24 protein-coding genes and 1 pseudogene are annotated in these 25,799 nt (G+C 52.7%); 14 read left to right on the top strand and 11 right to left on the bottom strand.

Going from position 1 to position 25,799, the window contains the following annotated elements; all coding sequences use genetic code 11:
* The first annotated feature begins 2 nt into the window (after window positions 1-2).
* The 8 genes from ABJN86_RS06465 (at window position 3) to ABJN86_RS06430 (ending at window position 10,628) form a co-directional block, all read left to right on the top strand.
* Window positions 3-1,175, top strand: coding sequence for a carboxynorspermidine decarboxylase (locus tag ABJN86_RS06465; RefSeq protein WP_348365650.1), 1,173 nt, complete (start codon window positions 3-5; stop codon window positions 1,173-1,175).
* Window positions 1,172-1,852, top strand: coding sequence for an arginase family protein (locus ABJN86_RS06460; RefSeq protein WP_348365649.1), 681 nt, complete (start codon window positions 1,172-1,174; stop codon window positions 1,850-1,852). Before ABJN86_RS06465 ends, ABJN86_RS06460 begins: the two co-directional genes overlap by 4 nt.
* Before the next feature lie 145 nt (window positions 1,853-1,997).
* Window positions 1,998-3,761 (top strand): IucA/IucC family protein, encoded by a 1,764-nt coding sequence (locus tag ABJN86_RS06455; protein ID WP_348365647.1) that lies wholly within the window; start codon window positions 1,998-2,000, stop codon window positions 3,759-3,761.
* A 1-nt stretch (window position 3,762) separates the two neighbouring features.
* The gene (locus ABJN86_RS06450) at window positions 3,763-5,466 is read left to right on the top strand and encodes an IucA/IucC family protein (protein ID WP_348365645.1); all 1,704 of its coding nucleotides are present in this window, start codon (window positions 3,763-3,765) and stop codon (window positions 5,464-5,466) included.
* 3 nt (window positions 5,467-5,469) lie between these two features.
* The gene (locus ABJN86_RS06445; RefSeq protein WP_348365643.1) at window positions 5,470-6,693 is read left to right on the top strand and encodes an AMP-binding protein; all 1,224 of its coding nucleotides are present in this window, start codon (window positions 5,470-5,472) and stop codon (window positions 6,691-6,693) included.
* The gene (locus ABJN86_RS06440; RefSeq protein WP_348365641.1) at window positions 6,690-7,961 is read left to right on the top strand and encodes a DUF6005 family protein; all 1,272 of its coding nucleotides are present in this window, start codon (window positions 6,690-6,692) and stop codon (window positions 7,959-7,961) included. Before ABJN86_RS06445 ends, ABJN86_RS06440 begins: the two co-directional genes overlap by 4 nt.
* Window positions 7,958-8,800 (top strand): sugar phosphate isomerase/epimerase, encoded by an 843-nt coding sequence (locus ABJN86_RS06435; protein WP_348365640.1) that lies wholly within the window; start codon window positions 7,958-7,960, stop codon window positions 8,798-8,800. The genes ABJN86_RS06440 and ABJN86_RS06435 overlap by 4 nt, the downstream gene beginning before the upstream one ends.
* 10 nt (window positions 8,801-8,810) lie before the next feature.
* Window positions 8,811-10,628, top strand: coding sequence for an ABC transporter ATP-binding protein (locus ABJN86_RS06430; protein ID WP_348365639.1), 1,818 nt, complete (start codon window positions 8,811-8,813; stop codon window positions 10,626-10,628).
* A 230-nt stretch (window positions 10,629-10,858) separates the two neighbouring features.
* Here the strand turns inward: ABJN86_RS06430 and ABJN86_RS06425 are convergent, their stop codons facing one another.
* The 7 genes and pseudogenes from ABJN86_RS06425 to ABJN86_RS06395 all read right to left on the bottom strand — a co-directional run bounded on the left by ABJN86_RS06425 (window position 10,859) and on the right by ABJN86_RS06395 (window position 17,152).
* On the bottom strand, window positions 10,859-11,119 hold the full coding sequence (locus tag ABJN86_RS06425) for a hypothetical protein (RefSeq protein WP_348365637.1): 261 nt from the start codon (window positions 11,117-11,119) through the stop codon (window positions 10,859-10,861).
* A gap of 340 nt (window positions 11,120-11,459) precedes the next feature.
* Window positions 11,460-11,677: pseudogene (locus tag ABJN86_RS06420) on the bottom strand (Tn3 family transposase); the annotation flags it as partial.
* Between the two features lie 777 nt (window positions 11,678-12,454).
* Window positions 12,455-13,090 (bottom strand): aspartate/glutamate racemase family protein, encoded by a 636-nt coding sequence (locus ABJN86_RS06415; protein WP_348365635.1) that lies wholly within the window; start codon window positions 13,088-13,090, stop codon window positions 12,455-12,457.
* Window positions 13,090-13,926, bottom strand: coding sequence for an ABC transporter permease (locus ABJN86_RS06410; protein WP_348365633.1), 837 nt, complete (start codon window positions 13,924-13,926; stop codon window positions 13,090-13,092). Before ABJN86_RS06410 ends, ABJN86_RS06415 begins: the two co-directional genes overlap by 1 nt.
* On the bottom strand, window positions 13,926-14,789 hold the full coding sequence (locus ABJN86_RS06405) for an ABC transporter permease (protein ID WP_348365631.1): 864 nt from the start codon (window positions 14,787-14,789) through the stop codon (window positions 13,926-13,928). The genes ABJN86_RS06410 and ABJN86_RS06405 overlap by 1 nt, the downstream gene beginning before the upstream one ends.
* Window positions 14,790-14,847: 58 nt before the next feature.
* Window positions 14,848-16,134: an extracellular solute-binding protein gene (locus ABJN86_RS06400; protein ID WP_348365630.1), complete on the bottom strand. Its 1,287-nt coding sequence runs from the start codon at window positions 16,132-16,134 to the stop codon at window positions 14,848-14,850.
* A gap of 34 nt (window positions 16,135-16,168) precedes the next feature.
* Window positions 16,169-17,152, bottom strand: coding sequence for an ABC transporter ATP-binding protein (locus ABJN86_RS06395; RefSeq protein ID WP_348365628.1), 984 nt, complete (start codon window positions 17,150-17,152; stop codon window positions 16,169-16,171).
* Window positions 17,153-17,382: 230 nt separating this feature from the next.
* Here ABJN86_RS06395 and ABJN86_RS06390 point away from each other — a divergent pair, with 230 nt between their 5' ends.
* Window positions 17,383-18,081, top strand: a complete 699-nt coding sequence (locus ABJN86_RS06390) for a GntR family transcriptional regulator (protein WP_348365965.1) — start codon at window positions 17,383-17,385, stop codon at window positions 18,079-18,081.
* Window positions 18,082-18,465: 384 nt separating this feature from the next.
* Here ABJN86_RS06390 and ABJN86_RS06385 read toward each other — a convergent pair whose 3' ends face one another.
* Window positions 18,466-18,957 carry a MarR family transcriptional regulator gene (locus tag ABJN86_RS06385; protein WP_348365627.1) on the bottom strand — a complete coding sequence of 164 codons (492 nt, stop codon included), beginning with the start codon at window positions 18,955-18,957 and terminating at the stop codon, window positions 18,466-18,468.
* Window positions 18,958-19,035: 78 nt separating this feature from the next.
* Here ABJN86_RS06385 and ABJN86_RS06380 point away from each other — a divergent pair, with 78 nt between their 5' ends.
* The 5 genes from ABJN86_RS06380 (at window position 19,036) to ABJN86_RS06360 (ending at window position 23,513) form a co-directional block, all read left to right on the top strand.
* Window positions 19,036-19,926, top strand: a complete 891-nt coding sequence (locus tag ABJN86_RS06380) for an EamA family transporter (protein WP_348365625.1) — start codon at window positions 19,036-19,038, stop codon at window positions 19,924-19,926.
* 13 nt (window positions 19,927-19,939) lie between these two features.
* Window positions 19,940-20,581 carry an NAD(P)H-binding protein gene (locus ABJN86_RS06375; RefSeq protein ID WP_348365624.1) on the top strand — a complete coding sequence of 214 codons (642 nt, stop codon included), beginning with the start codon at window positions 19,940-19,942 and terminating at the stop codon, window positions 20,579-20,581.
* Between the two features lie 217 nt (window positions 20,582-20,798).
* A complete protein-coding gene (locus ABJN86_RS06370; RefSeq protein WP_348365622.1) occupies window positions 20,799-21,017 on the top strand; it encodes a hypothetical protein in 219 nt (72 codons plus the stop codon).
* Between the two features lie 1,228 nt (window positions 21,018-22,245).
* Window positions 22,246-23,049 carry a methyltransferase domain-containing protein gene (locus ABJN86_RS06365; protein ID WP_348365620.1) on the top strand — a complete coding sequence of 268 codons (804 nt, stop codon included), beginning with the start codon at window positions 22,246-22,248 and terminating at the stop codon, window positions 23,047-23,049.
* A 149-nt stretch (window positions 23,050-23,198) separates the two neighbouring features.
* A complete protein-coding gene (locus tag ABJN86_RS06360) occupies window positions 23,199-23,513 on the top strand; it encodes a hypothetical protein (RefSeq protein ID WP_348365619.1) in 315 nt (104 codons plus the stop codon).
* Window positions 23,514-23,744: 231 nt separating this feature from the next.
* On the opposite strand, the gene ABJN86_RS06355 is transcribed toward ABJN86_RS06360, so the two are convergent.
* The 3 genes from ABJN86_RS06355 to ABJN86_RS06345 form a co-directional block, all read right to left on the bottom strand.
* Entirely contained in the window at window positions 23,745-24,263 is a 519-nt protein-coding gene (locus ABJN86_RS06355) for a hypothetical protein (RefSeq protein WP_348365617.1), read from the bottom strand.
* A gap of 185 nt (window positions 24,264-24,448) precedes the next feature.
* Window positions 24,449-24,994 (bottom strand): hypothetical protein, encoded by a 546-nt coding sequence (locus ABJN86_RS06350; protein ID WP_348365616.1) that lies wholly within the window; start codon window positions 24,992-24,994, stop codon window positions 24,449-24,451.
* 60 nt (window positions 24,995-25,054) lie between these two features.
* A complete protein-coding gene (locus tag ABJN86_RS06345; RefSeq protein WP_348365615.1) occupies window positions 25,055-25,642 on the bottom strand; it encodes a hypothetical protein in 588 nt (195 codons plus the stop codon).
* Window positions 25,643-25,799: the final 157 nt, after the last annotated feature.

Below are 25,799 nucleotides of genomic sequence, written 5' to 3'. Positions count from 1 at the left end.
GAATGGATATCGCGGCCCTTTCCCGTGATGGCTTCGCGCGATTTGACCTGTCTCGGGTTCCATCGCCATGCTTTGTCGTGGATGAGGTGGCGATTGAACGAAACCTGTCTATTCTGGCTGATGTTGCGGATCAATCAGGGGCGCATATCCTGCTGGCGCTCAAGGCATTTTCCATGTTCGCGGTGGTCCCATTGGTGGATAAATACCTGTCAAGAACCAGTGCATCGGGGCTGTACAACGCGCGGTTGGGCCGTAATAAATTTGCCGGCATGGTCAGCACCTATTGCGCGGGCTTCAAGGCGGATGATCTAGACGGGATCATCGCGCTGTCCGATCATCTGATTTTCAATACGCCGACGCAGGCCCGACGGTTTGCCGAACAATTAAAGACCGCCCGAAACCGGGACGAAAGCACCAGTTTTGGACTGCGCATCAACCCCGAACATTCAGAGAGTTGGACCGAAAAATACGACCCCGCCAGCGCTTGTTCGCGGCTTGGCACCCCAATTATCCAGATCACCGACGCCGATCTGGATGGGATCGAGGGGCTGCATATGCACACGCTGTGCGAACAGAGGCTTGCCCCCTTTCAGCGGACATGGGAGGCCATCGAGAATCGGTCAGCTACGTGGTTGCCAGGTATGAAATGGCTTAATCTTGGTGGCGGCCATCACATCATCATGCCGGATTATGATCGGGACGGGCTGACTGAACTGATCCAAAACATCAGAGAAAGATATAGCATCGATGTCTATCTGGAACCCGGCGAGGCCTGCGCATTGCATGCAGGCATTCTAGTGGGCGCAGTGCTGGATGTCGCACAGAACTCTATGCCACTGGCCATTACCAATATCTCGGCAACATGCCACATACCCGACGTCATCGAAGCGCCTTACCGGCCCGAGTTTCTGGACGAGGTTGAGGGAGATACGACAACACGTATCGGCGGCCCGTCATGTTTGGCAGGCGATGTCATCGGCGATTACACAACGGCCCATCCCCTACAGCCTGGCCAACGCATCGCCTTTCTGGATCAGGCCCATTATTCCATGGTCAAAACAAACACCTTCAACGGTGTGCCACTGCCCGGCATCGCCTTGTGGAACTCCGAAACCGACGATCTGCAAATGATCCGTGAATTCACCTATGGTGACTTTTTGGAGCGGCTGTCATGACACATGTCCTTGAGGGTGAGCTAAGCGCAGCAGAGCGTGATCCGCAAACAGCCAGATTCCGGGTGATGCCGGTTGACCACACTGGCGCATTGCCGGAGGTAATCTCCGCCCTCACCGAAGCTGCAATAAAATGGGGTGCAATCCCCGCCACCTTGGGCGGAGAAATCGCGCTTAGCTATAAGGCCGTGCGTGGTGCGGCCCGTGCGTTGGATCGCCGCACCGGCGTCGTGCAAATCGACGCGCATGCGGATCTACGCAAGGCCTATCAAGGCGAACGTCACTCGCACGCGTCCGTCATGCAATTGCTGACCGAAGAAGACTGTATCCGCATTGCGCAATTCCGTGTCCGGGCATTTTGTGCTCAGGAAGTCGTGAGACGCGCTTCTTGTGGAGTTTCCTACCGCGATGCCGAAGACCTAATGACGCAAGACATTCACACCGTCGATCTGCCTGATGACTTTCCACAGGACATCTATGTCAGCTTAGGTGTCGACGGGCTTGATCCATCCATCCTGCCCGCCACCGGTACACCAGTCCCAAGCAGGCTCAGCTACTACCAAGCAATCGCAATGCGCTTAAAGGCCGCCGTCTGGTTGGCTGAGACATCGTTGAACTGGCACCTGACGCAAACAGCACCGTCTCAAACTTCACGACTGCGCAGATCAACTATGCGCTGATGTCCCTCGCGAACTGAGCAAGGCCAAAAGCCCAGCCAAAATCCTTTGTACCGATTCCGTCGGATCAATTCTGGGTTATTCCCAAGATTGGCCGAGTTTTCCAATCATCGCTTGGCCTTTTGGCCATTCCGAAAGGCTATCTCATATGCGAACTTTGGCACATCCCCTGCCGACCTCACTTTGGCAACCACCTTTGACTATGTTGCCCGACGCGCGCGATCCAGCGGCGCGGGCGACTTTCAAGGCGTTGTTGAATTGCTACATGCGTGAGGTGTCGCCGGGTGTTGTGGTCCCCTGCGACCATGGCGCACCAATGCAAATCGATTTTGAATTGACCAGTAGTTTCACCCGGCTGCGGGTCGAGTTGATTTATTGGTCCCTAACCGGACCACATGATTTTGGTGCTTTGCAGCTTTACGATCTGGCGGGACAGGTGTGGCGGAAGGCCACGATTGGCGAACTGATCCCGATGCTCGTGACTGATTGTTTTGCACGCATGTCCGTGGCCACCGACGACAAAATGTTGGAACTATTGCGCCGAGTTTTGAACAGCTACGACCAGATCAGCAAAACAAGCAATGATGCGGCAAACCCCGAGGCCAATTTCCTGTCCGCAGAGCAAGGTCTGCACTTTGGGCATTGGTTGCATCCCACCCCCAAAAGCCGCGAAGGCATGACGGACCTGCACCAACAAGCCTATGGACCTGAGTTCGGGGCGCGCTTTCAACTTCACTATTTCGCAGCCCACGACAGCATCGTCAAAACCGGCTCTGCGGATGAGCGTGGCCTGCACGAAATTTTGCAAGATATACCCGAGCTGGACCTAGACGTGTTGCACCCAGACGAAACGCTGATCCCAATGCATCCTTTGCAGGCAGATGCGCTGCGGCTGCGCCCACTGGTGAAGGGGCTCATCAAAGATGGATTGTTACGTGATCTTGGCACCGCCGGTGATCTGTTTACGGCCACATCATCTGTACGCACTGTCTATGCAAGGCACTGCCCGTGGATGCTAAAATTCTCGCTGCCTGTACAAATCACCAATTCGCATCGGGTCAATTTGTGTCACGAGCTTGAGGCAGGCGTTGTCATGGCCCGGCTGCTGGATAAGCTGGGGCCGTTGCCGCCAAACTTCCAGATCATCAACGATCCGGCCTATGTAACCCTGTCGCTGCCCGATCAGCGTGAAACCGGGTTCGAAGTCATCCTGCGCAACAACCCGTTTATGGATGATGATGGAGAAGGCGTCGTCAACATGGCAGCATTGACGGCGGACCCACTACCTGGTCAGCAGTCGATGTTGGCACGCATTGTGATGGGACTGTCTCGCCGCCAGAACGCGTTGCCCAGCAAAACCGCGAAACACTGGTTTACGGCCTATCTGGATTGCGCGCTCACACCGGCTTTAGCACTTTATGATAGGGACGGGATCGCGCTAGAGGCGCACCAGCAAAACAGCCTTTTGGATGTCAGCGCAGGCCTACCCAGTTGCCATTACTTTCGGGACAATCAAGGGTACTACATCGCAGAAAGTCGGTTGGATGCGTTAGCCGCGTTGGAACCGTCATTGCGAGATATCGACGCGCTTTGCTTTCCTGAGGCCGAAATCAACGAGCGTTTCTGCTACTATCTGATCGTAAATCAAATCTTCTCTGTCATCAGCCGGTTGGGCCGGGACGGGTTCGCCGATGAAAGTGCTTTAGTCGCACAGTTGCGGCAGTGTTTGCAGGATGCAGCTGCCATATCGACCGGACCTGCCGTGTCGTTCATCGATTTTTTGCTGAACACGCCAAAGCTGTCTGCGAAAGCCAATCTTCTGACACGCGTGCATGATGTGGATGAGTTGCAGGCCGAGGATGAAAAGGCCGTGTATGTACGACTGCCCAATCCACTTGTGCAGGGGGTATAATATGCCCTGGCATGAACCGTTAACAGCGGAGACGAACGAAGGCCGCGTGCTGCGACAATTGTGCGAAGCGATTTTGTTCGAGGGGCTAGGTTCCCCAATTGGCGAAACCACTGACCGGAATTGGACCTGTGGTGCAGCGCAATTTCGTGCGCGCATGGAAATCGGCAGTTTTGATCGGCCACGGATTTATCCCGGATCCATCATGACCAAGGCGACGGATACGTGGCGTCCGGCCACGCTTGACGATGTGGTGGATGCTTTGCAGGCCAAAGATGCGTTGAAAACCGAACTGAATGACGATCTGCGCCGCACCGCCTATCTGACAGACTTGACCCGCGCCACAGTCGCACAACGCGGTCCGCGTATTACGATGACCTATGATGCGTTGGAAACCGCAATAGACGAAGGGCACCCCTACCATCCTTGCTTTAAGGCCCGCAGCGGGTTTTCTGATGCGGATCACCTCGCCTTTGGGCCAGAGGCTGCGGCAGCATTTCAATTGCATTGGTACGCAGTTGACCGTCAGCTTGTTGATCAGGCCGCCCCCGATAGTTTTTGTAAGGCTGCACTTTGTAGCCCGACTAGGTTAAAGCTTTGTGATCGGGCGATCACCGCTGGGATTGATCTGTCCCTGAACGCGCTGTTCCCTATCCACCCATGGCAGGCTGAAAAGCTGAAAGGCGAACCGCTGTATCAAACTTGGTTTGAGATCGGAAAAATCACGCCCTTGGGCGCCTTTGGCGACAAATACAGGGCGACCCAATCGGTCCGCACATTGAGCAATGCCAATAACCCAAACCGCGCCCACGTCAAAACCGCGATGGCCATGCGCAATACATCGTCCTTGCGCACGATTGAGCCACATTCGGTTTGCGTCGCCTCCGCCATCAGCGATTGGCTAGCTGCTGTTTTAGACACTGACCCGCTATTTTCAACCGAATGTCGGCTGACGATCTTGCATGAATATGCGGGCGCGATCGTGGGGCGTGATACACCTTTGGCGGGGCATTTGGCGGTTCTGTATCGTGAAAGCCCGCAAATGCGCGGCTTTGCGGCGGATCAGGTGATGCCACTGAACGCCTTGTCACTGATCGAAGCGAGCCGTCTGCCCTTGATCGACCCATGGGTGCAAAAACACGGGTTGCATGCGTGGCTTGATCAGCTGCTTCAAGTCGTTGTTCTGCCAGTTTGGCACTTGATGGTGGCGCATGGTATCGCACTAGAGGCGCACGGCCAGAACCTAATGCTAGAGCATGATGATGGCTGGCCCACCGGGTTAATTGCGCGTGATTTTCACGAAAGCGTCGAATATATGCCAGCGCTGTTGTCACAACCTGATCTTGTCCCTGATTTTGTGGCAATTGACCCCGCTTATGCAGACGCGGACCCAGACCAGTTTCATCAGATGCAATCAGCCGAGGCGCTGCGCGAATTGGTGATGGATACGCTGTTTATCTACAATCTGGCGGAACTCAGCCACCTTTTGCACAAACATTATGCGATGCCGGAAAACCTGTTTTGGCAGCGCGTACGCTGCTTCTTGGACCAGCATGTCACCGATCATGATCTGCAGGCTCGGCAAGCACTGTTTGATCCTTTTGCCCCGCAGATTTTTACAGAATCCCTGATGACCCTCAAATTGAATGGCGGGAAGGGCGTGTTTCGGCACGCTGTCACCAACCCGCTAAACCTTACGAAAGGATAACGGATGTTTATTCTCAATGATCAGCTTGTTGATTTGACACCTTTGGACGAGATGGCGTTTCCCGATCCGCAGCCCCATCGCTATGGGCTGCATCTGCAAAAGACCGACAATGTGTTGCGCCATATTGTCGGGCTGCGAGATGCGGATGCGGGCGTCTTCCCCATTCATCCGGACATCCCCGCCGAAAAGGCACGCAAGATGGCTCTGCAGGCAGGGTGTGACCGGTTTGTGGATGAAGATGGGGTCACCGAAATTGCCCAAACCTCCGCCAATCTTGACGGTGTGCTGGTGCAGATGAGCTCGGGGACAACGGGAGTGCCAAAAGTCACCACACGCACTTGGGCAAATGTGCAGACCGAGGTTACCAGTTACGTCCGGTTCTTCACCCAGGCGGCCCCAATGACCCCAGTGATTGCCTGCCCGATTACCCACTCCTATGGGCTGATCGCCGGTCTGATGGTTGCGATGGAACGCGGGCATGTGCCTGTGGTGATCGATACGCTGAACCCCAAATACATCCTGCGTCGAATGCGCGAGGTCCGCGACCCGTTGCTATACACCTCGCCTGCGATGTTACACATGTTGGCGTCCTTCCTGCCAGCAGAGCAGCAGCTTAATGCAGCAATGACATCCGGCACGATCCTATCGCGCCATTGGTTCGAACAGATACGCTTGAAAACAAAACACCTTTTCCAGCAATACGGCTGTTCCGAGGTGGGGTGTATCGCCATCAACCCGGAACTGCGGGATCCAAGAGATGTGGGATATCCGCTGCCGCACCTGCAACTGACCGGCGGTCAGAGTGCAGGGCAACCCGCCCCAATCAACGTCACTATTGGCGGCCAGCAGAATGAAACCGGCGACCTTGGGTTCCTTAGGCCGGATGGGATGCTTGTATTCGTGTCCCGGCAAGATGACGTGATCGATGTAGCGGGATTGAACGTCTACCCCCATGACATCGAGCAAGCGGCTTTGGCGATGGATGGCATCACCGATGCCTTGGCATTCCGGATGCAGGATGACCTGGCAGGGGACCGGGCGGGACTGATTTTTGAAGGTGTAGGCGTGGCGCCAGATGCGTTGCAAGCGTGGTTGGCAGATCGGCTTGCACCTTACCAACAACCTATGGCCATCCACCAAGTGCCGCAGCTTCCGCGGCAGGCCAATGGCAAGATCAACCGCCGCGATGTCGCCCGTCAGTTCTTCCAGTCCGAGATGCCCGCATGACCCCCGATCAGATCGTCCGTGCGATTGAAGCTACATTGCGCGGCCCAATGAAGAACGTCCATATCGCTGATTTCGGTCCAGATGCGTATTTGAACGAAGATCTGCATCTGGATTCCGTTTTGATCCTGAATCTGTTGCTCCATCTCGAAACCAATCACGGTTGCGATGTCCCCGAACGCGAACTGTCTAAGGATAGTTTCAGAACCGTCCGCGATCTGGCGTGTTTTCTCGCAGGCGAAGAAACGGCAATTGAACCTGAAGACGAGATCGATATCAAAGTCCACTGTTTTGTCAGCTGCTTATGTGCAGCGATCAAGGCCCGGCCTGGTATGGACCATAGACCCTTCTATTTCGGGGTCTGGGATACTGGTTTTCATCTCGATGAAACCTTCCGGCTTTCCTACCACGGCCCCACCATAAAACACGATCATTTTCGCCACTGGTTTAGGCGACTTTACGGTGTTGATGTGATCGGATGGTACAACAAAGACGACAACAAAGCGGCCAATCTGGCCCGGTTCGAAAGGCTATTGGATGAAAAGCGCGAGACCGAGCACTTGATGGTGATGCTGGACCTCTATCACCTGCCGGAACGTGAAAATAAGTTCAATCAAAATCCATTTCCGCATTATGTGATGATCGAAAAGACCGATAATCCCGACATTTGGTTCATGCATGATCCCGACTATCGCTGGGAAGGCACATTGCCTCGCGCGGCGATACTGAATGCAATCGGACAACCCACGGTCGAAGGGGGTTACATCTTTGACCGAGCCAAAGCGACCGATCCTACGGATGTTGATTTACGCAATTACTTCAACGCGGTCTTTGATGATACCTGCAATCCGCTGATTGATGTCACTCGCCAGATCGTCCAGGCACATGTGGACCCGGGCACCCTGCTAGATATCGCAGCGTTGGACCTTGCCTTGCGCGAACTACCCGTTATCGCGATCCGTAAATATGCCTATGAACATGGATTTGCGGTGTTCTGGCGAGCGCTGAATCTGCCAGACCAAGATTTTGAAGATTGGTGTGACGAAATCGAAGCGCTGCATCAAGGGTTCCGAGCGCTGCAATACAAGATAATCAAGTTGGCAGCGTCTGGGGATGCCGTGCTCACTACACAAATATTTGCGGATCTTGATGCGCTTGACCGTCGCGAATTCCGCATCAAGACAGGCCTGAAGGCTTGGTACATCAAATGGCACGCAAAGGCCTTTGCCTCCGATAAATCTTTCTTTGCGATGACAGGGACAGACCGATGAACATTTCTCTTTGTACAATCACCTTTCGACATCACTTGTTGAGCCTCGAACAGATCGCCGATTGGGCCAGCCGCAATGGGTTTCAAGGGATTGAGATTTGGGGGGCTCATGCCCAAAACATCCCCTTCGCCTCTGGCCATGACGGTCGTTGGTTGGCGGCTTTTGGGCTGCGGGTGCCGATGATTAGTGACTATTTGCCGTTGGAAAATCCTGCCGCACTATCCCCCAAGACAACCGCCGTTTTGCATCAAGCCCGCCGATGGGGCAGCGATAACATCCGAACGTTTGCAGGAAAAACCAGCAGTGCGGTGATCTCAGTAGATGATCGTGCGCAAATTACGGACGCGCTGCGCATGGCCTGCTCGCAAATCGCAGATCAAGGATGCAACTTACTGATCGAAACGCACCCGGCTACACTGGCCGACACGTTGGCCTCGACCGTTCAGCTTATCGAAGAAGTCAACCACCCCGCACTCTCCATTAACTTTGATGCGCTGCATGTCTGGGAAGGCGGCGATGACCCTGTTGAAGCATATAAAGTTTTGCAACCCAAGATCCGGAACTATCACTTCAAAAACATCGGACACCGAACAGAACTACCCGTCTTTGGCCCAGATAATATCTACAATGCAGCCGGGTCACGCCAAGGGATTGTGCCATTGTTTGAGGGGGCAATGTCCTATGATGGGCTCCTGTCTGAGCTGAAAGACGCGCCTGATGCGCCAATCTCGCTGGAATGGTTTGGAGGCGATGTGTTCAACACGCTCAAACGTGACTGCGCAGCATTGCGCCAGATGGTGTCACAGGGTGCAAACACCCAACTACAGCACGCATCCTAAGGGACACACCATGTTATTTCGTTACTTTGAAACCCGTATTGACCCATTTTCGAGCGCCGTCGAGGGGCCGCCACCAGCAACTGTGTTGAGCTATCTGACATCCCATCTAGCACCCTACAGAGGTTGGTTACCGTGGATTGCGCTGGTGGGGCTTTTGACTGCACTGATGGAAAGCGGGCTGATCTTCTATTCAGGTCGGTTAATTGATCTGATGACTACCAGCGGGCCAGAAATTTTTTGGGCACAGCATGAGACCGAAGTGTTACTGGTGCTGTTTGCAGTGCTTCTGATCCGGCCCGCGATTGTGACATTGAACCACCTGCTGTTGGAACAAACGTTATCCTCGAACCTGCAAGAACAAGTGCGCTGGCAGGCTCATAAACATCTGTTGGGGCAGTCGGTCGGGTTCTTCCAAAATGATTTTGCTGGGCGGCTTTCAAACCGGGTGATGCAGATGGGGCCAGCAGTGCAAGACAGCGTGCATATGGCGTTTGAGGCTTTATGGTTCAGCTTGACCTACGTCATTGGCGCGATCTTGATCCTTAGCCAGATTGATCCACGGCTTGGCCTGCCGTTGGCGCTTTGGGTGATCGGCTATACTTTCTACGTACGCTACATTGCCCTGAATGTGGGCGTCGCGTCAGAACGGTGGGCGGATGCGCGGTCGCTTACCACGGGTCGTGTGGTGGATGCCTATAGTAACATCGAAACGGTTAAACTGTTTGCGCATGAGGCGCAGGAACAAGATTATGCTCTGTCTGCACTCCGACTTCTGCGACTTCGGTTTCAGCGATTCCTGCGGCTGATGACGATGCTGGCCTTCGGCATGAACGCGATCAACGGCATTCTGATCACAATTGTCGTGAGCCCCGCCGTTTGGCTGTGGACCAAGGGGGCCGTTTCTGTTGGTGAAGTTGCCGCCGCCGCCGCCTTGACGATCCGGCTCAATGGGATGAGCAATTGGATCATGTGGGTCACTATTCGACTGTTTGAAAACATAGGGATCATTCAGGAAGGATTGCGGTCCCTTGCGGCACCGCATCAGATTATTGATGCCCCACGTGCCGTCGATCTACCTGCGCAAGCCGCTGAAATCCGGCTTAAACAGGTGACGCATAGCTACGGCAAGCAAGACCATGGGCTGGATAACATCAGCCTGACAATCCCCGCAGGACAGAAGCTGGGGCTGGTTGGGCGGTCTGGTGCAGGCAAATCCAGCTTGGTGAATTTGCTGATGCGGTTTCATGACGCCGAAGCTGGACAAATATTGATCGATGGCACGCCGATTGACGCGTTGACCCAAAAGGGCTTGCGACAACAAATCGGTATGGTCAGCCAGAATACCGCCCTGCTGCATCGGTCGGTCCGGGACAATCTGCTATATGGAAATCGTCAGGCGGATGAGGCCGCGGTGATACGCGCAGCAAAACAGGCCAAAGCGCATGATTTCATCGAAACGCTTTGCGACAGCCAAGGGCGCAGAGGGTACGATGCGTACGTGGGCGAGCGCGGAGTGACTCTTTCGGGCGGGCAACGCCAACGTATCGCAATCGCACGGGTGATCTTAAAGAACGCGCCAATCTTGATCCTGGACGAGGCCACGTCAGCGCTAGACAGCAATGTCGAAGCGGATATTCAAAATGCCCTTTACGCAGTGATGCAAGGCAAAACAGTGATCTCTATCGCACACCGCCTGTCCACATTGGCGCAAATGGACCGCATCGTGTTACTCGACCAAGGACAGATTGCCGAAGATGGAACGCATGATGCCCTACTGCGCCGTAGAGGACTCTATGCGGAACTTTGGAGGCGACAAAAGGGATGTTGAACTGGCTCAAGCATGAGGTACTAGCACGCGGCCAATATTGTCCTTACCTCTTTGTATAGAAGAGCCCACATTCCGACTCGCGATGCAACGCTTACGTTTATTCAGTGCCAGAGGCTTGCTCGATGAGTTCAATCAACACATGCAACTCCTTAGTCTGCTCTGGGGTGTCGGCTGGTTTTTATAATTCAACACTCAGACATTCGTACTTGTGCGCGCACAACGCATCGTCTCTACAGGACTTTGCAAAAGTCTCCACGGTGTCTGCCATCTCGTCCCGTCTTAAAAGGGTTAGCGAACGTTGGATATCCGACCGAAGGCAAGGTTTCAGAGCAAACCGCTAAAGCGGTTGTCTTGAAAATTGCCCCAATTGGGAACGCTGAGGGTACGGCAGGTTCAAACTCTTCAGCCTCGATGTCAGCGATCCACTTGTCGCACACATCGTGCGCCAAAAAGTTGGGTAATTCAAAAACATGGTCATCGAGATATTCCATGAAAGAGACCTATAATAAGACTCTCCGCCCATGGGACGGGAGGAGTTGATTTTATTCTGGTTAGGTCGTTGTTGTTTCGGCAAGGCGGCGCTACTCGACACAAACGTCAGCCAGCAGGCGCAATGGCCTTACAAAAAGAACGCAAATTCAGATTCAAATCTATCATTTGCAGACCCTCCTTGTTCAGATCGATTATACAACGGAAGCGGCGTTTAGCGGAAAAAGGTCTCTGTGTTAAGAGATTCATTTTCGTACCACCGTCAAAATTGTGAAATCAGCCCTGTTCATTTTTCAGAAAGCAGCCGTTCCTCCAAGGCGCAGCATCGGTACTTTTGGACTCTTTGTTGAGCTCGATTTGTACACGGCGCTGCATGTCGGTATTTAGCACCCAATCGATCATGAATAACGTTCGCTCGACCCGGCAACTTCACGGAGGGCAACAGCAAGATCATTCTGACGTAGATAGGAAGCCAGTTTGCGTAGGATCTGGCTGGGCGCAATCGTGCTCGCAATCATCGTCGCTACAACCCTCGGAATATCTGGATAGTTGGACGCGATGTATGCACAAGGACACCTTAAGTCGGCTTCATCGGCGGCTGTCGCGAGGCGCCGATGAAGCCATTGGTAAAAAAATGCTTAATGTCGGCTTGGTCCACAATCCATACTTTCGCCTAGACAGCGATGTGGGTCTGGTTTGGGTCAGATATGCTTGACGATTGGGTCAATACTACCTGACGCGGAGCATTGGTAGGACTCAGAAAATCCAATCTATCGAGTCAAAGGTATTCGACGTTCCACAGTTCTTTGTGAAACAACACATAGTTCTGCTATTAGCGACAAAGCCTTTCCTTTTTCAACCATAGGTTTGCCTTTGATCGATTAGGATGATTTTTGACATGTTTTCCCTTTCAAAACTGGTTTTGAGCAAAGTGCTTTAGCGCGCCTGCCTCTAAAACCTGCTCCCGGCAGGGATTCGGGGTAGCAAGTGCAATACAATTCGACAGGGTTGGTGCAATCCACAGGCGCAGCCGAGGACACGGCCCTGTCTAATTGTGTTGCAGGCGCGTGGGGACGACGTCCCCTAGTTCTTTTTGTTGGAAAGGGCGGAAACCTGACCTTCGCTGCGGGTACAAACCAGATTGGCCAGCACGAAAAAAGCGGACATTCCTAGCGACGATCCGGTCTTTTGAATATGCAAACACAGCTCGGGTCAGCAAGGAACCCACTTTGCCTGATACTCCGGTACGAGTGAATTGTGCCATGTGCAGGTGTGTCTTCCTTTATTGTTGGCCGGCAATCTTGATTATGAAGGGCATTTCTATCCTAGAACAGGCGTTAGTTGGCCAAAAGTACCGCGAGCTGCGCAGCTGATTGGACACCGTCAATTAACCGTACAGTTTCGGGTTCATTAAGAAATTCTGGGATATGGCCCATACCGGCGCAGCCAAGAACGACTGTCTCAACTTTGTCTTCAGAGACAGCACGATAGATTTCACGCACAACGGCAGGTGCGGTTCTGGTTGGGTCTGTCTCTAGATCTAAAACAGGTACACCACAGGCGCGGACGCGGGCCAGTTGTGACGTGAAGCCGTAGGCATCGATGTTGCTTTCCAGAATAGGCACAGAAACAGACAAGGTGGTTACGACTGAAAACCGGTGCCCTGAAAGTACAGCCATGTGATATGCGGCTTGGCCGATACCAATGACTGGACATGATGCAATGTCGCGGGCGGTGTCCAGCCCTGTATCATCAAAGCAGCCGATAATAATGGCCTTTGCGCCTGCATCAGATGCTTGACGCACCAGCGTCAGTAAAGGCGGGATGCAGGCTGCGCCGTCCTCAGGGCCTTGGATGGCGGCTGGTCCCTCGTGAGAGGTCCAGCCTTCCAGCGCGACCCCCGCTTTCGATGCCGTTTCCACCATCGCTTGGGTCATAGCCTCTGTGCGGTTGGGGTTGATCAGGACAATCATCAGACGGCCTTTCCCGCGTCGCTGCCTGCGCGCGCTTTACGGCGATTGCTGAGGAGTGCGAGGGCGAGGAACACACCGATGATCAAAAGCGAGAATAGCGTTGTCAGCGTGCCAAGGGCATACAGCACGGGCGAGGTCACATTGGTCGTCATCCCGTAAATCTCAAGTGGCAAAGTGTTGTAGCTACCCGCCGTTAACAAAGTACGCGCGAATTCGTCATAGCTGAGCGTGAAACCAAACAAGGCGACGCCAATCAACGAGGGTGCAATTATCGGCAACACAACATGGCGGATTGTTTGCCAAGGTGATGCCCCTAGATCGCGGGCGGCTTCCTCATAGCTTTTGTCGAAACGGTTAAAAACGGCGAACATGATCAGCAGGCCGAAGGGCAGCGTCCATGTCAGCTGCGCGCCAAAGCCGGAGGTCGACCAATGCACGTCGAGCCCACTTTGCGAAAACAGCAGCCCAACGCCCAGCGATACAAGGATTGACGGAATCACCAGCGCCGTAATGATCAGGTAGAACAGAATGCGAGAGCCTGCGAATTTCTTGCGAAAGGCTAAGCCGCCAATAACTGAGACGACCACAGTTGTGACCATGACCATGAAGCCCAATACGATTGAACGGCGAAAGCTGCCCCAAATGTCACCGACGGCCTGTTGTTCGAACAGGTCATAGAACCAATACATGGACACGCCACGCATCGGAAATGTAAGCCCACCACCCTCGCCTTGGAACGAAAGCACACCAATCGTCAGGGTCGGACCGTAAAGAAACAGCACAAACAGCGCGAAGAAAGCTGAGAGGACGTAAAATGATTTTGAGCGCGGCTCCATTACAGTTCCTTCCGAATGTCGACAAAGCGTAGAAGGATGCCGATGGTGATTAGTACTGTCGTCAGCAATACAATTGCCGTGGCCGACGCGCTTGGGTATTGCAGCAAAGCGATGTCGTTTGAAATCAAACGACCGACGTTCGCGGATTGGCTGCCCGACATGAAACGAACTGTTATGAAATCGCCCATCACGAGTGTGACCACGAAAATGGTGCCGATCATAATGCCTGGCTTGGTCAACGGGATAATGACGTTCCACAATATTTGTGCGCCGTTTGCACCTGCATCCCGCGCAGCTTCGATCAGGGATTTGTCGATGCGCATCATAGTGTTGAAGATCGGGACGACCATGAACAAAGTGTAGAGGTGAACAAATGCGACGATGACGGCGAAATCTGAGAACAACAGCCATTCTACCGGTTCGTCTATTACGCCCCAAGACATCAGCGTGGAATTGGCGATACCATTGCGACCGAGAAATGGGATCCAGCTGATCATGCGGATGATATTAGAGGTCCAGAACGGGATTGTGCACAGCAGGAAAAGTGCGATTTGCCATGTCAGGCTGCGAATGTGGAATGCCAAATAGTACGCAACAGTGAACCCGATGACCAAGGTAAAGGCCCATGTAATGAATGCATATTTGAACGTGTTGAAAAAGACGGTGTAGGTGACGGGTGACCCAAACAGGAAAGCATAATTGTCCCATTCAAAGGCGGGAATGATGGAAAATTCGGTCGCACGCCAAAAGCTGACGATTACGATTAGAACAATCGGCATCACGAGAAAAATCAGCAATACAGCCGCAAGGGGGGACACCATCAGCCAGCCGGTTACATTGTGATTTTCTAACAGCTTTTTCATGAACATTCTTTGTATTGGTTGGAGTGGGTGCGCCGCATAGCGCACCCATTGGTAGTTCTTAAGCGGCGATAAATTCGTTCCACTTGCGGACCATGTATTGGTTTTCGTCCATGACGGAGTTCCAGCACACAACTGATCCCATGCGATCAAGGAAGGCCCCACCATCGCGAACTTCGCCCGCACCGGCCAGTTTGTCGCCGGTTGGGGACAAGATATCACCTTCGGCGGCTTTGCCTTCGTACCAGAAGCCCCATTCGTCTGCGGACATGAACTCTTTCGACGTTTCAGGCACGGCAGAGTAATAGCCCTGACGCATAAGATAGCCGCCAACCCAGCCGGACAGATACCAGTTAATGTATTCATAGGCTGCATCCAGTTCGATACCGGACAGCGCTGCCGAGATACCAAGGCCGCCACCCCATGAGCGATAACCTTCTTCCAGCGGCTGGTAAACGCAGGGAATGCCTTGAGATTTCACTGCCGTAATCGCAGGGGACCACATGGACTGAATCACAACTTCGCCGGACGCCATCAGGTTGACGCTTTCATCAAAGGACTTCCAGAACGCGCGGAACTGGCCGTTTTTCTTGGCTTCAGTAAAGATGCCGAGTGTCAGATCAATCTCTTCTTTCGTCATGTTGCCTTTGTCGGGGTAAGTGTATTCGCCCATGGATTCCACGACCATCGCCATGTCCATGATCCCGATGGATGAGATATCAAGGATCGAGGCTTTCCCCTTAAACTCAGGGTTCAAAAGTTCGGACCAATTTTTGATCGGACGTCCGATCAGATCGGGGCGGATGCCCAGCGTATCGGCGTTATAGATCGTCGGGATCAAGGTCATCCAACCGGATTCTTCTTGCACAAAGTCCGTACCGTTCGGGCCTGACGTAAAGCCAACCGTATGCGGCGCAGTACCTTGAGCGATTGTGCTCTCAGGTGTCAAAAGGCCGCTGCGGAACGTGCCGGCGATCTTGTCGTAATTGGCGATTTTGGACGTGTCCATTGCCTGCATGTTGCCGGCAGCCCAAACCTTTTTACAGATAAAATATTCGATGTCAGCAATATCAAAGCTGTTGGGTTGTGTGGCTGCACGTTGTGTCACGCTGTCGGTATCCAACGCGGTCATTTCAAGCGTAAAACCAAGATCTTCTTTAACTTTATTTGCGACATCATTGAGGTTGGACACACCGGTGCCGAACTGGCGAATAGTGACATCCTTGATGTTTTGCGCCCAAAGCATGGGTGCGCCCAATGTTGTTGATCCGGCAGCGATTGCTGTGGACGCGGCACCTTTCAACAATGTGCGGCGGCTTAAGCCTGTACGGGAAGTAAACTTTGTCATTCGTCGTCTCCTTGTCGGTTGTGAAATGCCGTGTTTATGCGGTCAGTGGGTGAAGGTTTTTGGCATCCCAATGCAGACCAATCTGGTCGCCAGGCTGATGCGGGGTCGTAAAATAATCTGCTTCGGGCACGATGGCCGTTACTTCTTGGTCGTCTGAAATACGCGACCTCAAAGAGACGTGGGTGCCTTGGTATTCAACGTCAGTCACCTGTGCGTTCAATGTGCCCTTTCTTTGCTCAGTGACGGTGACTGCATCAGTGCGAATTGCGAAGCTCCCATTGGGCAGCGCGATAACGTTGTGACCGCCCATAAACTGCGCCACGAAACGGGTTTTAGGCGCGTTGAACACATCACGCGCAGGGCCTGCCTGTTCGATCACTGCGTCATTCATCACGACGATTTCATCTGCCAGCGCTAGAGCTTCGTCTTGTCCGTGGGTGACATGGATAAAACTGATCCCGAGTTCCTTTTGTAGTTTTTTAAGTTCGCCACGCATTCGAATGCGTAAAAAGGGATCAAGTGCAGACAGCGGTTCATCCAGCAACAAGACCTCAGGGCGCGTGATCAGCGCTCTGGCCAGCGCAACACGTTGTTGTTGCCCTCCTGACAACTGGTCAGGCAGACGATCGGCCAATACGCTCAGGTCTACCAGTTCCAGCATCTCGCCTGCTTTGGTGTGACGTTCTTTTGTATCGATCCCCTTCATTTTCAAACTAAAAGCGATGTTGTCGCGTACGTTGAGATGAGGAAATAAAGCGTAGTTCTGAAACATCATCGCTGTGCCACGCTGCGCGGGCGGAAGGGTGGAAATGTCACGGCCTGACAGTAAAATTGCCCCCGCGGTCACACTTTCATGGCCAGCAATCATCCGTAGCGTCGATGATTTTCCACACCCTGAAGGACCAAGCAAACAGGTGTAAGAGGACGGCTGGAACCTATGCTGAATCCCATCTACCGCAATCGTCGGTCCATAGCGTTTGGTAACGTCCACCAATTCAAGATCATGTTTTGCGGTCATGTACACTCCTGTGTTGAAATCACCGGAACGCCCTGGTGACGTGATTTCAAACAGTGCGTTCGTTTTCTAAAGTAAAGTCTGGGAAATGGCTAAAAAATGAGCGGATCAATTCCATAATGCGCAGTTATTGAACACAATAATTGTGCATTATTGTATACAATAGTGATGCGCCTTGTTCACGCACTATGTCTCTGGCATCAGTGATTCTGAAGGAAACACCTATGTCGGCAATGCACATTTCCACGCCCAAACCACAAAACGCCACACAAAAAGTGGTTGATGCGCTGGCCTTGGCGATCCATGAACATCGTCTAGCGCCGAGAACAAAGCTGGGCGAGGATGAAATCGGTGAAATCTACAACGTGTCTCGCACGGTTGTACGCGCAGCACTCCAATCTCTTGCGCATATTCAGCTTGTGGAAATCCAGCGTAATAAAGGGGCCTTCGTCGCAAGTCCTACCCCACGCGAGGCTCGCGAAGTATTTGAAGCGCGTGCTTTGTTGGAACCGCGCACGGCCCGTTCCGCTGCAGGCCGTGCCACGCCAAACGACATTGAAATTTTGAACGATCACATTATTCAAGAGCATGCAGCTATCGATGCTGGTGATAATGGTCGTGCGTTGAACCTGTCAGGCCGCTTCCATATCGAAATCGCGCGGATTGCGGATCAGGACACAATTGGGCGGTTCGTCGAAACGCTGATCGCTCGCTCCTCGCTGGTCATCGCGCTCTATTGGCGGCGCGAAAGTGCTTTGTGCGAAAGCCACGCCCATCACGCTCTGGTGCAAGCTATTGCTGATGGGGACGATCAAAACGCGGAAGAATTGATGCAAAGCCATCTCGTGGATCTAAACTCGGCTCTCGATTTACGTGATCGCCCAGTTCAAGCGCAAAACCTGCGGGAATTGCTGCAAACGTCACATGCATAGACAACCGGTCTGCACGTTTTCTACGGAAGGTTTCTCTTGAGAGCGATCATGCTGCACTGAAGTGGTTGTTTGGATATAGCCAAAGCTTTCGATCTCTGCGATCTGCGAAAGCAACTTTGCTAGGTATGGAGACGATCAGAACAATCTACAACTGCCACATCAACAACCGACTACCTGGCGTATGAGGCGAGATTGCCTTCGATCAAAATCTGTTTGGGCTCGCGGCAGAGATCGCCACCAGAGACAGGATGCCATCAAACTTAATAGCTTGCCGCAACAATCCTTGCGTTTCGAATGTTAAGGATTAAAGCCACGGCTCGGCAAATATTCTCGCTGAAAGCTTCGGAAAGATTCCTTCTGAAGCGTCCATTTTATCGGAAGTTATTATGCGTCTGTATCAATCGTTTCGCCAAAGGCCTTAAGTAATTGATTCAAACTGTCGCGTTGTGCGGCAGATAGTCCTTTCAAAAGCCGGTGCTGCGTCTCAACATGGTCGTTGACCGCATTCTCAATGGTGGCAAACCCCTGTTGGGTCAGTCGAATTAGGAAGCCGCGCTTGTCTTCCGGATTTGACACGCGCTCTACTAGGTCGGCCTTGACGAGTTGGTCAATTCGATTGGTCATTGTCCCTGATGTCACCATCGTCAGGTCAAGCATTTCTCCTGGCGACAAGCCTTCGGGCTTTCCGGATCTACGCAGCGTCGCCAGAACGTCGAAACTGGCGGGGTTCAGCCCGTAGATTTTCCATGTTTTTTCCATTTCGCTCCGGAGTTTGGCCGCCAGCCGCGAGAGGCGTCCGATCGTTTCCATTGGCCCCACATCGAGGTCGGGACGGGCCTTGTTCCATTGAGTAACGATGCGATCTACGTGGTCCATAGGGCCATATTGCGAAATTTTATCTTGACGTCAAGAGATGGCAATGTATCTTGACGTCAAGATAATTGGAGATTCTTCATGAAACATCAAGTCGACATCGCTCTCACGGCCGTTGCGCCGCTGGTCTGGGGTAGCACGTATTACGTGACGACAGAATTCCTTCCCGCTGGGCACCCAATAACCGTGGCCGCGCTGCGCGCGTTGCCTGCGGGCCTTCTGTTACTCCTACTGGCGCGGCAATTGCCACAAGGTATCTGGTGGTTGCGGGCCTTCATTCTTGGGGCTCTCAATTTCACCCTTTTCTGGGCGCTTTTGTTTGTGGCTGCGTACCGGCTGCCAGGGGGAGTAGCGGCAACAGTCGGGGCGATTCAGCCTCTGATCGTCGTTTTTCTGGCAGCGCTGCTCCTTGATAGTACCGTCAAAGCCTCAGCAGTGATCGCCGCCCTGATCGGGATCTTCGGGGTCGGGATTCTTGTGCTTGGCTCAGGGATTTCGCTGGATCCGATCGGATTGCTCGCCGGGATTGGCGGCGCGGTCTCGATGGGGACGGGCACGGTCCTGACCCGGAAATGGCAAGCTCCGGTTCCACTGCTGACCTTTACCGCCTGGCAACTCACGGCGGGTGGTCTGTTGCTGGTTCCGCTCGCACTGTTTTTTGAACCAGCTTTTCCTGTTTTGAATGCGCAAAACATCACCGGCATCGTTTATCTCACTCTCATTGGGGCAGCGCTGACTTATATTTTGTGGTTTCGGGGAATCTCCCGGATCGAGCCCGGCGCAGTCTCTGCCCTTGGATTTCTCAGCCCGATTTCCGCGGTCCTGATCGGCTGGATCCTTCTGGGTCAGGCCCTGACGCTCATCCAAATTGTAGGAGCTGGAATAGTGCTCACTGCAATCTGGCTTGGACAGCGCGCAGGGCGCGTCAACCCTCCGATCCTTACGAAACTTCCCATTCATACCCCAACCTAAAAGGAGAATTCCTATGAAACTCATCGTATTTGGTGCCACTGGCGACGTCGGCTCTCGCGTTGTGACCGAAGCGCTCTCGCGTGGCCATGATGTCACTGCAGCCGTCCGAAACGAAGCAAGACTCGATAAACTGCCCAAAGACGTGAAACTCGTTGTTGCAGATGTTGCGGACACCGCAGCTCTGACCGCAGTCATGGCCGGACAGGACCTTGCCATCAGCGCGGTGCGGACACCTGCCGGGCGAGAGGGCGAAATTGTTGCTCTCACCCAGTCCATCCTTGATGCCGCATCGCAGAGCGATCTTCGGGTGATTATCGTCGGCGGGGCCGCACGTTTGTATCTCCCCGATGGTAGCCCGCACACAGTCTTGTCCGATCCTAGTTTTCTGCCTGAAAGCATCGTTCCAACTGCGCGTGCGTCCATGGCGCAGTGGGAACTTTGTGCATCGGATGCCTCGGCAAACTGGACCTATGCAAGCCCGTCCGCGATGTTGCGGCCAGGCATGCGCAAGGGCGCCTTTAGAACTGGCACAGACAATCTGATTGTTGATGATGATGGTAAGTCGGAAATCTCGATGGAAGACTTTGCAATGGCAATCGTCGATGAAGCTCAGTCAGCCAAGTTTCCGCGTGCGGCCTTTACAGTAGGATACTGATACATCAATAGTCGTCGCCTAAAAACACCCCGCCTGCAGTTTGCGAACGGGGTGTTTTTTGGATAACTTCTCGAAAATCGGCGAGTCAAATTCTAAGCCAAGTGCGAAACACAGTTGACGGCATCGAAAAACGGACGAGACAGACAGTGGGAGTACCAAGTCTTTCAGTCTTGTCCATGCTTTGCTGAGTACACACAAGCCGCTGCTCAAGAAGACGATGGATTCGGCAAACGAAGCCCGTGGACTGCTGAAGTTCTTCGGCACTTGTCTGCCCCTTACTGTAAAACACTGCAGCTTTGACGGTATCGTCCGACCATTGATTGAGATGGATAGCTTTCTGACCCATGCATTGGTGCCGCTTTTGGATTCACGTGCGGTTTTGTATCAACATTTTCTAGAACTGGATCTGGTGCCTCAAATGCGCCGCCAGCCATGATGAAGTTTGCATGCGGATGACGGCTGTTCCGAGTGTCGGATCAATTGCTCATGTCGTTTTTCGAAGCGCCTGAGCTCAGCCGCTGATTTCAAGAAGCTGAAGCCGTGCTGTTGTTTGAGATTTGATGGAATTGCAACGGCGGCTTCGTCTTACGAACTGATCAAAAGCCCCATGACAGAACTTCTCTGCCACAAACGGTCGTTTTTGTCACTCTCGGTATGGTCATCTGAAACGTTGAACAACCTTGCGGCACAAATCTTTGGCAAAACTGCCTCTGATTTTGTCACGTTTTTGATCGTCTTTCTGAAGAGCGGACATTCGTGCAACGCGCAGCACCCGGCAAAATGGACGTTAAAGAGACCTTCACTGCATGCGCGAACGGTTCTGAGATCGCTCTCTTCCCTCATGGTTCGCAATGTAGATTTTACGAACATTTATTGACGCCGATTGAACGTCCGTACCCTAGCCGCGCTAGACAACTTGGACGGTCGAAATTAGAGAAAGGCCAAAGTCTACGACTTCGACCCTATTCAATTGTTGAACGGCGGCAATTGAGAGCCACGCTGCTCCCACGGTTATATCATCGTCTGTAAAATCAGTCTTGAGTTCACCTACGCAGTTCCGTGCTTGGAATATCAAACGAAGTGCCAATCCGCGCTGCCCGCATTCTGACGTCCTTTCGTCAAACCACTCTGACTGTGCACCCAGTAAGGGGCCGATGTCTGCGGATAGACCAGTCTCTTCTCCTAGCTCGCGTAGTGCTGTCTCGTGTGCCTGTTCGCCCCATTCCACCGCCCAGCAACGTCCAGGCCCCCGACTTGGGATGTCCGGTCTTGCTGAATTGCGCCAATAGAATCTGCTGTTGGGAATCAACAGCAACGACATAAGCTGCTGCCCTTTGCCAATCGATATTCATTTCAGGGCCCTTTCAGCTTTCAAAAGGAGACTTTGGCGGCAACGCAGCATTCCTGCAAGATGGGCTCTTTCCTGGCCATTCGCTGCGCTTGCGAACATTGTTTGGTTCAGTTTTACACGCCAAGGTCTGCAATGCGGGACTTAGCTGTCGTTTTCTGTAGCTGCGCCAAAGTCCACTTTGCTGGAAGCCCACTACCTAAGCATAGCCAGTCCCATCATTGCTTCTGGCCGTTAACTTAATGGCAAGACAGACCAATGGACCGGTATAAAGGGGGTAGTGGATGTAGTTGACGATGTGACCTAACTTCGCTGTATGAGCAAAGAATCAAAGCATGGCGGTGTCCAAAGTCAATATGCTACACCGCGCCACCTCGCGACGCGCGGGTCGTTTCAGGCGAAGTACGCATCTGTCAGTTGGTTTGACTGGCTGATTGATAAGATCGAGTTAAAAGAAGGCGCATGTATCTTAGATGTCGGGTGCGGCCCCGGATGGCTTTGGCGGGCGTCAAGGGATCGGTTGCCAAACGATCTGCGCGTTTCACTTGTCGATACGTCTCAAGGCATGATCGAGGAGGCCACGACAAACCTTGCGATAGTGAAGCAGGTCAAAGTTATTGAGGCAGGAATTGCGGATGCTGCCGCTCTGCCTAACGCGTCTGAAACTTTTGACGTCGTCTTACTTTTGCACGTTCTCTATCACGTCAGTGATCCGCGGGCGGCCATTCAAGAGGCCAGTCGTGTCTTGCGCCCGGGCGGGCAATTGTTCGTTAGCACGAATACTCTCGATAATTTAAACGAACTGCATGTGCTCGGCGCACAAGCGTTCGGGGGTCCTCCCGTCGACCCGGGGGCCGCTTTGTTCTCGCTAGACGACGCGGAAAAGATGGTCGGGGACGTATTTGAACAAACAGAACGATATGATTTGACCGATGTTATGGCCTGTACAGACCCAGCTGATGCAGTTGCTGTTCTTTTGTCTATGCCACCGGGCAACACTGCGTCCTACGAACAACGGAACCATCTCTCCAAACTGATTAACGACGAAAGCGAAAGAACTGGGGGGGTGCTACGAGCCACGCGCAGAAATGGGCTGATCATGGGCATCAAGGCGATTTAGCAGACATTCATGCATCTTGCAGCATCGGCCAAGTTCGACTTTTTTTCCTCTTTCGCTGCGATCCGCACGAACGTCCGCAAGCCTTAAGCCGAGCATCTCTCCGCTCGTACAGCACGCCTAGACGTCGTCAACGCAGGGGGGAGCGCCAAATGGATCGGCACGACATGTACTACCGGACGGATGGCAAGCCGCTTACGCGCTTTCAAAAGGTGGAAAGCCTCCTTCACCAAATCAGCAACCTAAATAAAGTTGGAGCCGCTGCGATGGAGAGTGACTTGAAAATTCCCCACTTGGATAAAGCGCACGACACGCTACACGAAGTCATCCACCGCCTAGCCTCCGAAGCATTGGAACACCTAGAAAAGCTTGAACAGGTAGAGGCGTCAAACACCCTTAAAGCGATTCACAGTACCATTTTCGTATTGGCACACAAGATGGCGCATAGGTGGCAAATTTTCACCTAAGTCACTGTTATATAAGGGGTGCGGAACGTCGTGAACCTTTGACTCTTTTGGGAGCCAAAACTTCAAGAAATAGGAATATTACGTCATTCAATTTTGACCCAAACGTCAAGCATTTCTGACCCAGAACTTAAGACGCCATTGGTGCGTTGGGCCAAGGTCCTATGAAAGTTGTCTCAGACCCGGACTATCTGACCGAATATGACCCGTTAACAATTGAAATGGATCCGAAAGTCAGCTGGCTCGCGGATAAAGACCACCCAGAACTAAGTTTCCAGTCCGGTGAACGGGTTCCACCACCATGCCTGATATGGCTCTTGAATACTGCTGTGGCGCACGGCTCACCATTTGGATCCGCATACGTGGATATGGATCGAGTTTTGCGATCTCTCGCTCAGTCTTGCGCTTTGAGGGCACCTTGAGTAGCGGCAATCCAAGCTCGGCGCGCCGCACATTTTCTGCTTCAAATTTGACTTTTGCATTGTCTGCAACGCGCCGTTTAGATTGCCTGCTTCGCGTAAGATAGCTACCGCTCCGTTGCAGATCGATTGCAACGGGCGGTTTAATTGCTGAAATCTCCGAGAGCAGACCTTGGCGCAGCCGCAGCGAAATGGTGGTATGTCCGCACAGCGGAAGTTGGTGCATCGCGCGGCGAATGTCGGGAACGAGCCCCACTTTGACGAATGCTGCAAGATGGATCAATGGCATCAGAGCGCAGAAGCAGACTTTGCGACGCTGCAAACGATAACTCACGACCGACAACACATTAAAGCTGAACAAAGCTTATAGGAAGTTTTGAGCGAACCTGCGTCCGATAACGTCTAGCCTGTCGAACCTAGGAGGCGCCTGCAAAGCAATCCTAAATACTATTAAGAATAGTATTTATCCAAGTGCTCAAGTAGTCGAAAGCGGCAACTCAGCAATTGACAACTAAGTCACTACACCCGTGCGATGCGCCTCTTTAAGAGTCGAATGATAACATCATGGCTATCTTCATCATCAAGGCTTGCAAGAAGAAGTTCAGCATCTTGATTAGACAAAAGATCAAATTCATCAGAGGCTAAGTTGAGGATCCGGCTGGCTTCGCCTTTGAGGTCGTTTTGCACATTCGAAAGTACCAAAACGGTGCGCCCAATCTGTTCGGCATCTGACAGCAAGCGTCTTTGGCTTGCGTCGCGGCCTTCTAAATCCGGGAATTTGGTCGGATTGATCCGATGGGCTGATTGCCACGCGTCTTCAAGCCGCACGGCCTCTGCACGCAAACGTTCTTGTTCGCCGCTCAGCCTCGCAACTTCCGCGTCGAGCCGAATGCTTTCACAGAGCAAACGCGTGCCCTCGGCTACGAAAGACAAGGTTTTCTGAACATTGCTGTTCTCCCCGCTGTGAAGCTCGCGGTATTCCATTTCCTCAGAGCGGCAGGCGGCTTCTGATAGCGACAGAATTCTTTGAATATGCTCATCAGCAGGCGCTGCTTTTACAGGCACTGCAAAGCAAATCGAAACCGCGCATAGGGCGCCTCTTAGTTGGACCATGGCAGCACTCCTTTAAGTAAATACATCCTTAAGACCTTTCAAAAAATCTTCGTAGTACTGCTCGATAATTCCGTTTGATATTATATATTTAGGTCGTCTTCCACTGATCTTTAGGAGACCAGCCTTGCCCAGCACATCAAGATGCGAATTAGTAGATTGTTTGACCATTATCTCATTCAGAAGCGCCCCAATAGTCGATTGATCAAAGCGAAAAAAGCCATCCTTGGCGGCGGCGACCATTTCTTCGATCTTCCAGTCGTCAATTAGGCTTTCCTGAAGGCGGGATTTTGTTAAGCCACTGTGAGTCGCGCTGCGTTTTCCCTCTCGCAGAGCGGCGATTTTCCGGCCAACGCTTTCGTTGTGATCCTTCAAATAGGCTTCTAGCCCTTCGGAATCTTTGGTCAAATCTAGCTTTTGAATTACGAAAAGGAACTCGGCGATGAAAAACACCGCGGCAGAGCGCAGTTTCTTGATGTCGTCGCTCGACAGTTCATTCCGACCGAGGGTTTGTTGATCCTCAGGGTTGGGCACTATGGCTTGCAGGAAGGCACGTCGCTTTGCTCTCATTCCCCCAACAATATCTAGTAGATCGACACTCACTTTCCGCCCCACGCAAATTTATTTCTAAATTCTAGAGATACGTTCAATACAATGCAAATTTTACGAAAACAAAGTGCTTGCAGATAAAAACTAGTGGCGGCGACTTACCCTCAGAGCCCAAGGATCAGACGTAGACAGCTCCTTGCGGCAGTTAAAA

Origin of the sequence: Litoreibacter sp. (assembly GCF_039974535.1) — a bacterium.
Lineage (GTDB): Bacteria > Pseudomonadota > Alphaproteobacteria > Rhodobacterales > Rhodobacteraceae > Litoreibacter.
This window is presented reverse-complemented; position numbering and strand designations above follow the sequence as displayed.